This window comes from Paraburkholderia sp. SEWSISQ10-3 4 (genome assembly GCF_030464785.1).
Taxonomy (GTDB): Bacteria; Pseudomonadota; Gammaproteobacteria; order Burkholderiales; family Burkholderiaceae; genus Paraburkholderia; species Paraburkholderia aspalathi.
In genome coordinates this window covers 285,900-297,962 of record NZ_JALPRI010000003.1, presented here as the reverse complement: position 1 = coordinate 297,962, position 12,063 = coordinate 285,900, and the positions used below count along the sequence as shown (strand labels likewise).

Here is a 12,063-nt window from a genome sequence, read left to right as displayed (position 1 = left end):
CGTTAGCTCAAGCCATCGACCACTAATGCCGCGTAAGCATCAGGTTCAAGTTCTGAACCGCAGCGCCGGATGCGCCCTTGCCAAGATTATCGAAAACCGCGGACAGCAGGACGTGCCCATGTTCCACGTTAGGAAATACGCTTAAGCGCATGTCATTCGTACCGTTCAGCACTTGCGGATCCAGGTGCTTCAAGACGGACGATTCGTGCAGCGGCAAGACACGTACGTGGGCCGCCTCGGCATAGTGGCGTGCGAGGCATGCGTGTAGCGTGGCGCCATCCACATCGGGTGCCAGCAGCCGCAACTCCAAGGGCACCGTCAGTACGATGCCCTGGCGGAATGCGCCATACGCAGGGACGAAGATGGGGCGCTGCGCGAGCCCGGCGTGCTGCTGGATCTCCGGGGTGTGCTTGTGCGCGAGTTCTAGACCATATACCTGGTATGAAGGCGCGTTGGCAGCACCCTGCCCCTCATGCTCCTCCACGCCGGCACGCCCCCGTCCGGAGTAGCCGGACACAGCATGAATGCTGACAGGGTAGTTGCCTGGTATGAGCCCAGCCTGCAACAGCGGACGCAGCAAGCCAATGGCACCGGTCGGATAGCAACCGGGATTGGTGACCCGACGTGCGCTCACAATGCGCTCAGCCTGTCCCTGCGTCATTTCCGGAAAGCCGTATGTCCAGTCCGGTTGCGTGCGATGAGCGGAACTTGCGTCGATTACTCGGACGGCAGGATTAACAATGGCGTCCACTGCCTCGCGCGCAGCAGCGTCGGGCAGACAGAGGATGGCGATGTCGCAGGCGTTGATGGCCTCTGCGCGACGCCGCGGATCTTTGCGTTCTGCCGCGGGAAGCGTGACCAGTTTCAGATCGGTCCGGTCGCGCAGCCGTTCGTGAATTTGCAACCCGGTGGTGCCTTGGTCGCCGTCGATGAAAACAACGGGAGAGCTCATAGATGGAATACTCCGCTGACTGTGGGCTGTAACAAGTAGACGAGCCCTTATGTTCCATGGACGGCTAGAATAGAGAAAGTTGAATTTCATAGCGTGAATATTCAGTTTTTCTGAATCTGGACGCCGACATGAGAGAGATCAGCCTGGACCGCTTGCGCACTCTGGTCGCCATTACCGACCGTGGCTCATTTGCCGATGCGGCGCGTGCATTGAACCTGGCGCCGCCAACGGTCAGCCTCCACATCGCTGAACTCGAAGAACGAATTGGGGCTCCCCTCCTGTCACGCAAGCGCGGACATGTCCGGCCGTCGGCGATAGGAGAGGTGCTGGTGGAGCGCGCGCGTCGACTGCTGGCCGATGCGGAGCAGGCACTAGACGACATTCAACGCCAGGTGCAGGGCCTCGAAGGGCGCGCGCGGCTCGGTGCGTCGACTGGCGCGATCGCGCACCTGTTGCCGCAAGCGCTTGAGGTGCTGCGCCAACACCATCCCGCTATCGACATTCAGATCGCAGTACTCACGTCGCACGAAACGCTGTCCCGACTGGCGGATGGAACGCTGGATGTCGGGCTGGTCGCACTGCCTCAGCCACCGGTGGCTGGACTCGTGATAAAGCCTTGGCGCCGCGACCCCGTGATGGCCTTCGTGCCGGCGCATTGGCGGTGCCCGGCCCGCGTCACGCCTGAATGGCTCGCCGCCCAGCCTCTCATTCTCAATGACGCGACCACACGTCTCTCGCGTCTGACCGCGGAGTGGTTCGCGGCCGGGGGGCACCATCCTGTGCCGCGCATTCAGCTCAACTACAACGACGCGATCAAGAGTCTCGTAGCGGCAGGTTACGGCGCAGCGCTGTTGCCCCATGAGGCCACCACGCCCCTACCCGACAAGCGCATTGTCATGCGTCCGCTGCGCCCGGCGTTGTGGCGTCGACTCGGCATTGCACATCGCGCGGGGTACGTTGAGCGTTCCACGCAACACGTACTTGATGTGTTGTGGGACCTGCGATTGGCGTAGGTGTTGCCATTTGCCGCTTCGGTTCGTTCTCGCTGGGACAGTAGCCTTATTGCACGCCACGACGAGCGAATGGCCGGTTTGTAGAAATTTGACTGAGCGGACTGTGTCGATCTGAGCCGCTCGTCGTCCAGCTGAGTTCGGCCAGGAGCCGTCACTCACCGTCTGGCCCCGCATCCGGATCGCCCGGTGCGCCAGTGCCCGCCTCGCTTTGCGGCCGGTGGGCGCCGCAAAGCGCAAGCGGTTCTTCACTCGTTCGGCCAGAAAAGAAACGGCCCTGTACGTCCGGTGGGCTATCATGCCTATCCTCTCCGAAGTAGCTCCTTATGATTTCCGTCCGTAATGTCACGCTGCGCCGTGGCGTCAATGTCGTACTCGACCGCGCGTCCGTCACCTTCACCCCCGGCGAAAAGATTGGCCTTGTCGGCCGCAATGGCGCCGGCAAGTCATCCTTCTTCGGCCTTCTCAACGGCACGCTGCACGAAGACGGTGGCGAGTTCTCGATTCCCGCTGCGTGGAAGATGGGCCAGGTCGCGCAGGAGATGCCAGAGACCGAGCAGAGTGCGACCGACTTCGTCATCGAGGGTGACACCATCCTGCTGGCAGCGCAGGCCGAAGTAACCGCCGCTGAGGCCAGCGACGATGGCATGCGCATGGCGCACGCCTACATGGCCCTGCACGACGCCGGTGCACACGATGCTCCCTCACGCGCCCAAGCGCTGATCCAAGGCCTGGGCTTCAGTGCTGCGCAGCTTGGCCAGCCGGTCAACAGCTTCTCTGGCGGCTGGCGCATGCGACTGCAGCTGGCGCGCGCGCTCATGTGTCCGTCCGACTTGCTGCTGCTCGACGAACCGACCAATCACCTCGACCTCGACGCGCTGGTCTGGCTGGAAGCGTGGCTCAAGCGCTACGAGGGAACCATGGTTGTGATCAGCCACGACCGCGAATTCCTCGACGCGGTGACGCAGGTGACCGTGCACGTCGACAACGCCAAGCTGGTGCGTTATGGCGGCAACTACAGCAAGTTCGAAGAGATGCGCGCCGAGCAACTGCTGTTGCAGCAGGCCGCGATGGCGAGGCAGGCGGACAAGATCGCCCACCTGCAGAAATTCATCGACCGTTTCAAGGCCAAGGCCTCGAAGGCGAAGCAGGCGCAGAGCCGGGTCAAGGCGCTCGAACGCATGGAGAAGATCGCACCGGTGCTTGCCGACGCGGAGTTCACCTTCGAGTTCAAGGAGCCGCTCAACGTCCCGAACCCGCTATTGTCGATGCTGGACGCGAGCTTCGGCTATCCCGCGCCGGCCGACGCAGCGCCGGACACGCCGCCGACGGTCATCGTGCGGGGCATCAACCGCTCCGTGCTGGCCGGGCAGCGCATCGGCATTCTCGGTGCCAACGGTCAGGGCAAGTCGACGCTGGTGAAGACGGTGGCGCACGAGCTGGCGCCGATTGCCGGCGAAATCAGCGAAGGCAAAGGCCTGAACATCGGCTACTTCGCCCAGCAGGAACTCGACGTGCTGCGTCCCCTCGACACGCCGCTGGAACACATGATCCGCCTTGCGAAGGACACGCCGGCGCACCTGCGTGCCCCCGGCCAGAGCGGCACCGAACAATCGCTTCGCACCTTCCTCGGCACCTTCAACTTCAGTGGTGACATGGTCCATCAGGCGGTCGGCACGATGAGCGGCGGCGAAAAGGCGCGGCTCGTGTTGTGCATGATCGTGTGGCAACGTCCCAACCTGCTGCTGCTCGACGAGCCGACCAACCACCTCGACCTGGCCACGCGCGAAGCGCTAGGCATGGCACTCAACGAATTCGAAGGCACAGTGTTGCTGGTCAGTCACGACCGGTCCCTGCTGCGCGCGGTCTGTGACGAGTTCTGGCTCGTTACCAAAGGTGGCGTCGAGCCCTTCGACGGTGATCTCGACGATTACCAGCAGTTCCTGCGCGACGAAGCCCGTCGCATGCGCGAGCAGGCTGCCGGGGAGCAGAAGGTCGTCGCCTGAACTACCTCCTGGCAGTTCCAGTTTGGAAGCTGCCATAGCGCTCGCATCGAGTCGAAGGGCCGCTCAGGGTTGCCCTGAGCCGTTCATCGTTGGCCTCATTGCGGCCAGTTTCGCTCGTTCGCCGCCATCTAACTTGCGGCTTTGGCCTCTCTTGCCAACTGCATTGCTTTTAAACTGTCGCGTGAGATAGTCAAACCTCACTGAGTAGAGCCTATGGCCACAAAAAATCCAGCACACGTGGCGCACTGCCAATGTGGCGCGGTCGAGATCAGCGCCTGGGGTCAGCCCATTATGGTCAATGCGTGCTACTGCGACGACTGCCAGACCGCAGCCCAACGTCTCGCCGCACCCGCCAATTCAGGGCGAGCGTCCAGCGTCGACGGCGCCACGGAGTTCATGGTGTTCCGCCGCGATCGCATTGCCTGCACGCGGGGCGCAAACCGACTCCAGGCGATGAGGCTGACCGCCCCCTCGAAGACCAGACGGATGATCGCGAGTTGCTGCGCAACACCGATGTACATGGCTTTTGACGACAAGCGGCCCTGGGTGTCAGCGTTCCGCTCCCCTTTCGGAGCGGATGCGCCGCCGGTGGAAATGCGGATCTGCACCCGATTCAAACGCTCGGAAGCGGAGGCCGAAGACGGCTTGCCCAGCCATCCCGGATACCCTCCGGCAATGATGATCCGGATCTTGGCCGTCTTGCCGTTCATGCTGTTCAGCAAGCCGGTCGGCGCTTTGCCGTAGCGCGATTGTTCGATGCTCTTGGATGCGCCAATGGCCGGCTGGGGTCAAGCTGTGCCGACCGTGTCGGGCGGCGGTCGACAAATAAGCGACACTCGACGGTCTTGTCAAAATTGACGACAATCCGTTGCCTGGCGCGCGCTTCGGACAACTACACCGTGTCAATGACGACGTGCTCGACGCTTTTTGCTGCTGCCAGTCCACTTTCCTGCTTGTAACTCGTTCCTGGCTAACTGACTGATCTGAATCGATCCACTTTTCAGCCGTCGTTGTTTTCCTTCCATGCATACCGCCGTCATGCTCGCATCCCAGACCGGTTCTGCGAGGGAATCAATAACGGTTTCGGATCGCACTTGCACACGCACCAGTCATAGCTCAACGCCTGCTCGCGGCCATTGGCCCCCCTGTTCGGAAGACGCTCGCCGACGCATAGAATCCAGCCCATCGAGTCGCATTTGGGACATGAAACCTGATCGCCTTCATATGCGACCGCGCGACCGTTGAGGAGATCCGCGCGAGAACCGGCGAAGACTCGGCCGCCCGCCGTGGTTGTGTCGCCATCGCAGATATCAAAACGTTGATTCACTGATGATAGGTTCCTTGGAAAGACTGTGATGCGTTGAGTAAATCTCTAAGAGGCCACCGCTAAGGTGTGTCTGTGAAGGGGACGAAATGCCACTGCTCAAACTCAGGATTGAGCAGGGCATGTCGATATGAGAATTTACTCCCCAAATTCCGCAAGGCGTTTTCGAATATCCGCTGCGGTTTTAAATGGATACTCGGTCTGTTTGCCGTTTACTATTCCGTCAAACCCTTCCCCGAACCGTTCCGACAGGCGGTCCAACCGCACGAAAGGCGTGTCGGAGATGTCACCAACATAGCGATAGGCAAACACCTTATAGCGTGTTGTTACTGAATCCTGCGTCTGATTTTTCCACCTTACAAGAACGACCACGTCCCGTTTTTTCGTATAGAAGACCGTAACCACTTCTGGAGAAACATTATCCACAGCATATGAATCAACAATAGAGGGATTCGAGTCTGCACATTGCCAGTTTAGGCTCAATCCATATTTTTTAACATCTGATGGGTCATACCCATATCTGACAATTTTTAGATTGCAACCAGGCTGTATATTGCCGGCTGAAAGCGCATCGGGATATTGCCCCCCTGCCCAAACCAGAGCAGGTTGCAAAAAAACAAAAGCCAGGCAGAACCGAAGAAATTTAATTAAATTAATCATAATCAAAAACATCAGAAGTTTAATCGAATTTCGCGACGCCCGCGAACTCACGGATTACGCGCACCCACGACGGATAAATAGATCACTCCCTGGTTGTCCAGTCCTTACAACGACTCAGACTCTTTCGAATCGCCGCAGCATCCTTAAATCGAAAATGCACCACCTTACCTTCCTGCTTTCCGTCAAATCCGGAACCGAAAAAATCCGATATCCTCCTGTTTTCAGAGAAAATAATTTCCCCGCGCCCACCTCCTTTAGCCTCATACGCATGCACCTCATAATAATCGCCTTCTGTGCCAACCCCAGATAAATAGTATCGCCACTTGACAATTACAAAAAGAATCTTCCTCTCGCCAACTTTATTCTTAAAAATGCTAACCAACTCCGGAAAGGCAGGGCCGTCTTGATTAAATGCGGCAATGGGAAATATGCCTCCCCCTCGCGCAAGTTGAATCACAAGCTTTTCGGGCACCTCTTCGACATTGTGTATTTCGATCCAATCGGGAGCGGAAACGAAATCAATACGCAGCCTTTTAATACTCGGCGCATCAGAAGAATACTCCGCGCATACTGAAGTCGACAAAAATATCAACGCAACAGCTACATTGAGCTTTGCAAGAATGCGAAGAACGCCCTTCATGCTCCGATACCTTTAAATACCCCTTCTTTCATGATTCTGTGATAATTATCTCGTCGAAGCCCGTAGCTATCAGTACCTCTATTTATCTGAGCAGTAATTGCATCAACCTTCGAGTTGGCATTCCCTTCAGTTGTTATATCAGCAATGTCGTAAAGTTTGTGCGAAATCCAATAATATACGCCGGATCGCGTCCCGTATTTTGTAGTGGCCAGCAACTCGGGATTTTCTTCAAAATTTTGATAATCGGAAGTCCAGTATTTCACGTAGCCATTAGTGAAGGCCTTATAGTTTCCTCGGCCGGTAGTCTGCTTCAGCCCTCTGCCCCGATATTTCCAGCCTTCGCCGCTATTTACATCCGAACTATTTCCATTTTTTCCAGCATATGCACGATTGGCAATAGCTTCAGCATTTGCTGGCGTCGGCGCGCGATAACCGTAGAGTTGGGCTTCCGAAGGATGACGTTGAAAGTATCCAAAAATATGCAGGCGCTGAGGGGTGTAGTAACGGAGGTCTTCTTCAAGAGCGCATCCTGGTCCAGCCTCCTGAAAAACCTGTGCGAAAAAATGTGTTAACCGCTGTTCGGTATCAAGGCGATACTGTGCCGCATTCTCGTTTATCTCATCGGCGATTCCTTGCAGTCTCTCGTCAGGCACAGCGGCGTTCTTCCAGATCTTTCTTAACATTGCCAAAGTAATCAGCCCTCGTCTTGTGGCGAAATTCGCAACCAGCGCAATCGGATGAATGTGATGCACGGTCGCACTAACAGGAAACCCCGCAACCTTGCCCTTCACATCGTTCCACCATTGAAGCTCGTGGATGCGCTGCAACTCGACCAGCCAGTTATCTTTCGCGTTTCGCATCAGCGGCGTGATTGCGTTCCATCGCGACATGTCACCGCCCCATTCGCTTTCGTAGCGAAGGATCACACGTGACAATGCCTGCGCGAGCCACGGCGTACGCATGGCGGCCTGCATGGCCTTGGCCGTGACCTTGCCGGCCGGATTCTCTTTGGGCTTGCTACTGGCACCGTAGCTCGGCGGGGGCGCCAGCTTTGCGATCGTCTGCTCCAGTTTCAGCAACAGCGGACTGCCGTTGACTGCCGTAACCGACGGCTCGAATTCTGTCTGCTCCTTCCAGTCCGCGGAACCGGTGAGAACCAGATTGCGCCTGAAGGCATCCGCGAGATTGATACCAGTGGCGTCGACCTTCTCAAAGCCAGGCCACGCCCACGGACTCTGCCACTGCGTATTTGGATGCTTCTTTTCGCAGACCCAGCCCGAAGCCGGATGCCCGTCCGCGTCGCCAAATTTCACGCGCCACCATTGCGTTTTGGCATCATCCACAGCCTTTTCCCGCGCACTCAATCCATCGAGTTGACTGCGTGAATACACGAGCGTAAACGCGTTCGCCGGGTCAGCCACCTTTTGCAGGCTTAGCGGAAACTGAGTCCAGGCGGGTGTTGTCGCCGTTGCAGTCGCAAGTTTCTCCCGCTCAATCCAGACAGGCGTCCCCTCCTGCATAAGCAGGGTCGTGGTTGAGTCCTGATATCGCGGCTGCACCTTGACCCAGGGACCGCTTGCCGGACTATCCGGCGTAACGTCGGCGCGGTACAGGGGACGCCACTCACACAGCTTGCGATCCGCCGGCAGGACGTCCTTCACCAGTTTCGCGCCGGCATTTATCACGAGAAGTGGTAGCTGATCAGGGCGAACGAACTGTGCCGCCCGCGCACGGCTTTTGTCGAGAAACGCGCTGAAGCCATCGTCGGCAAATACTTCAAGGTGCAAAAGCTGGCGTTTCGGTACAGGTGGCAGCGGCGTCGCGCGCTCGTAATCGTGATACTCACCGATCTGCCCGAGCGGCGTTCCGGCCTGGACGAATACCGGTGCCGGCGGAATCACCACCTGACCCACCGGGTCCGGTTCCTTGATCCCCTTCAGGTTCGGCTTGTAGAGCCAGCCCCAGTCGTTCTCAGGCGTGACCTTTGCGTTATTGGTTTCGGTTTTCCACGGCACATTCTCGTCCTCACCCCCGAAATAGCCGCCATTGACCGGACTGGTCATATGACCCGCAGTGATGCGCTTGATGTGCACCCACTGGCCACGCGTCTCGCTGATGATGACCTCGCTGCCTTCAGGCAGGAAACCAACCCGCTCACCCGCTGTGAAGCTTCCTGGCTTCTTGCCAGCCTTCGGCTCCGTCCAGACAAATGCGCCTGCCGCCCCGGTCGTGCCGTCCTTGGGCGCGGCCATCTGGCGATCCCTGCCCTGAACCCGAAACGCGTCAACGTTCAGCCACCACCACGGACGTTTCAGTTTCTCATCGGCCAGGTAGGTTGCCCAGTCCGCCGTGTGCATGTAGAGACTGTAGATATCGTGTGATTCGTCAGCGGGCTGTACGCCGGTGCTGTTGGGCGCAGGTGGCAGCGTCAACCTATGGCGTACCAGTACGAAACCGGTCGAGTACATGGCCCATTTGCCGTCCTTGAATTGCAGATGCGGATACGCGTCATCGATCTTGTAAGCGACGATGTACCCGTCCGCAATGCAGCGCACGCCGTCCTTGGTCCCGAACATGCCGACGCTGTTGTTCAAGTGGATACCGCCGTGCGGAAAGCCGTTGACTCCAAGGGGGAAAAAGCCGTCATCCATTCCGGCCAGTGCCTGATAAAAGGTCTGCGGGCTGGTCACCTCCTTGTAGTCCTTGTCCGGAAACGGGTAGCGCCACGTTAGCGGCGTAGTCGCCGAAGTCGGCCCGGGTGGCGCTGATGTGGGTGTGGGAGCTGGCGCTGGATGCGGGTGAGTCTGTGCGGCCATGCTTGTAACGTGTCGTATTAGTTGTGGTTAGTAATCCGGAGTAAGACGCAACATTGTCAGCCAGAGAACCGCGAACCGTGAGCGCCCGTATCCGGCAGGTCGGTCGTGTAAGGCAGGGATTCCTTCCTCAACTGCGAGTCCGGCGAATTCCTCTGCCAGGACACCGCTTTCTCGATGTAGTCGCCAGGTGTGGCATTCGTGATGTTGCACGGCGTAATACGCAGGTAGGAGCCACCCGCGCCAATCCAGACCTCCTCCTTCGCCGAGAGCACAAGCCTGCCGTTCGTGCTGGTAATCGTGAGATCCTTAAGCGCTGACATGGCGAGCTCATCGCTTTGCGCCTGGATCTGGACCTTTCCGCGCGCAGCAAGCATTTTTATTCCGAGCGTATGCGCGAAGAGCGAGAGTGCGCTTTCAGCCGCCATAACGATGCTCTTCAAGGCGCTGACGTTGAAACCCGATCCTGTCGTCACATTCACGTCCTTGCCCGCACTAACCGACACGCGATCAGACGTCAAAACAGCAACGCCCTTCGGCGAGGACAGCAGCACGACGGCCTCCTTCAACTCGTTCACGCTGTTCTTCAGCCATTCGTTTTCGGCCTTCAGATCGGCAATCTCGGCCTTGGCCGTGTTCGCCTGATCAGCGAGGCTCTGAGCCTGGATCTGTAGTGTCTGGAACTGCGTCATGGCTTCCGCCATGTCGGTCTGCTTGCCGTCCGCCTGTGGCTGCATATCGCTGCACAGCATCAGCCCGCCACCGGCACGCAGCACGCCGTGCTGATCAGTGCGCAGTTCAAAACCGCTGCCTCGGTGCTGACGTTTGCCGTTGACGATATGGCCCAGGGTCAACTGGCTCTTGCCTGAATGCTCGGTCGAGAGCCTGACGTGCTCCTCACCTTCCCAATCTTCGAGGTCGAACTCGTTGCCGCTCTGCGTATAAATGCGATTGCGCGACATCAGCCGATCCTGATTGGTAATCAGATCGACCTGGTGGTTCGTGTGATGGAAAGCGCTGATATACGGCTTGTTCGGATTGCCATCGCGGAATTCGATGACGGCTTCCGTACCCTCCACTACGGGAAAGTGGAAACCGGTCTGCAAGCCGCCTGCGAATGGTTTCGCAAGCCGCAGCGGCACACTCTCACCGCCGGCAGGCCACTCGCCATAGTCGCAGTCGAAGCGAACGACGTAATAGCCCTGCTGTGTCAGATAGGCATATTTGTACTTGCCTGGCGACGTGACACGGGCACTCAGCGTTCCCGTGATTTTTGGCCACTTGTGATCTTCGATTTTTAACCGGAAACGCCGGTCCGAAGGAATGGCCTTGTAGGTATTGCGATAGGGCTGGGCACGCCCGCCCGAGTGCGTGATTTCGATGATGACCTGACCGTGCGGTGCATCCGGAAAATTTTCGTCGGTAGTCAGGATACGGCCAGGACGCAGTTGGCGCAGGTTGCTCTCACCGGTGTAGACGACCTGCCAGGCGAGCGCAGCCTCATGGCGTAACTGCGCCTCCCACTGTGCGCCGGACTGGTCAAGATGACCTGTGCCGTAGAGATATGGTTGACCGTAAGTCGTTTTGTCGCTTCGGGCGACGTTGGCTTCTGCCTTGATCCGCTCCCAAGCCTGGTCAGGATTGTAGTCCGCGACGACATACGCCATGGGCACCATTTCGGTATCCATGCGCAGCGCTGATACGGATTCTTCACCCGTCATCAGCCCCGAGATGGGCCGATGCAGGGACGCGAGTTTAGGCTGATACACATAGTGATCGATATCGTCGCCAAAGATGACGACATCACCGTGTTCGCCCTGGATGATGTAGCTATACATGCCCTCCTGCTGCATGAGCATGTTGACAAAATCCCAGTCTCCCTGCTGGTATTGAAACCTGAACGGGTGCCTCGGATACTGTCGACGCAGCTTGAAAATGAACTGATGCCCCTTCAGCTCGTTGCGGCGCAGGACCGCATCGATAATCTCAGGCGCACTGCTGTTCTGGTAGGTCTGCGTCGTGTGAGGATTCAGGCAGCCGATGTGCGCCTTGAGAACAATCTCATAGCTGTTAAGGTCATTTGTGGTCTTCGTATGTGAGAAGCCCGTAATGCGCCCCCAGTACACGACCGGCTCGCCGCCATCGTCGGGCACGAGCCTGAACTTCGCCTCATGTCCCAGGATCACATCACGCGTCAGCTTCCGCGGGCAAGCCGCGACAATATCAATGCGATAGGACTGCCCCATCTTTTCGACGGCACGGTATGACACCACCGAAATATCGCTGATCCTTTCTGGCCCGAACACTTCGATGAAGAATTTCGCCTGGTCACTAGCCCCCGCGAGCTTCTTCGCATCCCGTTTAAGCTCGTCCCCATACTCAACTGTCGAACTCACAAAGTACTCCACAGTGACTGACCTGATCGCCGAAGCAGTAAACTAAACGTTTGAATCTGATCAGGTCAACCAAATATTTTTTGAGATAAAGTCGATGTCAATCTGAAGAGTGGAAAGCATGCTCGGCGATCGCACCAAGGGATGCACGGTCGATCGAAGTATTGAGCAATGAATCCGCTGTGCGCGAGCTGTTCGAACAACTCGGACATTTCGATCATCTGATCTATAGCGCGGGAGACGCGTTGCTTGCGAAGTATTTGAC

General features: G+C 57.8%; 9 protein-coding genes. 2 read left to right on the top strand and 7 right to left on the bottom strand.

The window, feature by feature from the left end:
* Positions 1 to 22 precede the first annotated feature (22 nt).
* Complete coding sequence (gene argC / locus M0D68_RS09855) at positions 23 to 952, bottom strand: N-acetyl-gamma-glutamyl-phosphate reductase (RefSeq protein ID WP_200619189.1); 930 nt, start codon at positions 950 to 952, stop codon at positions 23 to 25.
* Between the two features lie 128 nt (positions 953 to 1,080).
* Between argC and M0D68_RS09850 the strand changes: the two genes are divergently transcribed.
* Positions 1,081 to 1,965 carry a LysR family transcriptional regulator gene (locus M0D68_RS09850; RefSeq protein WP_200619141.1) on the top strand — a complete coding sequence of 295 codons (885 nt, stop codon included), beginning with the start codon at positions 1,081 to 1,083 and terminating at the stop codon, positions 1,963 to 1,965.
* 323 nt (positions 1,966 to 2,288) lie between these two features.
* Positions 2,289 to 3,968, top strand: a complete 1,680-nt coding sequence (locus M0D68_RS09845) for an ABC-F family ATP-binding cassette domain-containing protein (RefSeq protein ID WP_200619140.1) — start codon at positions 2,289 to 2,291, stop codon at positions 3,966 to 3,968.
* 305 nt (positions 3,969 to 4,273) lie between these two features.
* Here the strand turns inward: M0D68_RS09845 and M0D68_RS09840 are convergent, their stop codons facing one another.
* The 6 genes from M0D68_RS09840 to M0D68_RS09815 form a co-directional block, all read right to left on the bottom strand.
* A complete protein-coding gene (locus M0D68_RS09840) occupies positions 4,274 to 4,678 on the bottom strand; it encodes a hypothetical protein (RefSeq protein ID WP_200619139.1) in 405 nt (134 codons plus the stop codon).
* Positions 4,679 to 5,004: 326 nt separating this feature from the next.
* Entirely contained in the window at positions 5,005 to 5,295 is a 291-nt protein-coding gene (locus M0D68_RS09835) for a PAAR domain-containing protein (RefSeq protein WP_093646182.1), read from the bottom strand.
* 135 nt (positions 5,296 to 5,430) lie between these two features.
* A complete protein-coding gene (locus tag M0D68_RS09830) occupies positions 5,431 to 5,964 on the bottom strand; it encodes a hypothetical protein (RefSeq protein WP_266224220.1) in 534 nt (177 codons plus the stop codon).
* A gap of 70 nt (positions 5,965 to 6,034) precedes the next feature.
* Complete coding sequence (locus M0D68_RS09825) at positions 6,035 to 6,592, bottom strand: hypothetical protein (protein ID WP_093646184.1); 558 nt, start codon at positions 6,590 to 6,592, stop codon at positions 6,035 to 6,037.
* The gene (locus M0D68_RS09820) at positions 6,589 to 9,282 is read right to left on the bottom strand and encodes a lytic transglycosylase domain-containing protein (RefSeq protein ID WP_234486649.1); all 2,694 of its coding nucleotides are present in this window, start codon (positions 9,280 to 9,282) and stop codon (positions 6,589 to 6,591) included. The genes M0D68_RS09825 and M0D68_RS09820 overlap by 4 nt, the downstream gene beginning before the upstream one ends.
* Before the next feature lie 182 nt (positions 9,283 to 9,464).
* Positions 9,465 to 11,813, bottom strand: coding sequence for a type VI secretion system Vgr family protein (locus M0D68_RS09815; protein WP_266224219.1), 2,349 nt, complete (start codon positions 11,811 to 11,813; stop codon positions 9,465 to 9,467).
* Positions 11,814 to 12,063 lie beyond the last annotated feature (250 nt).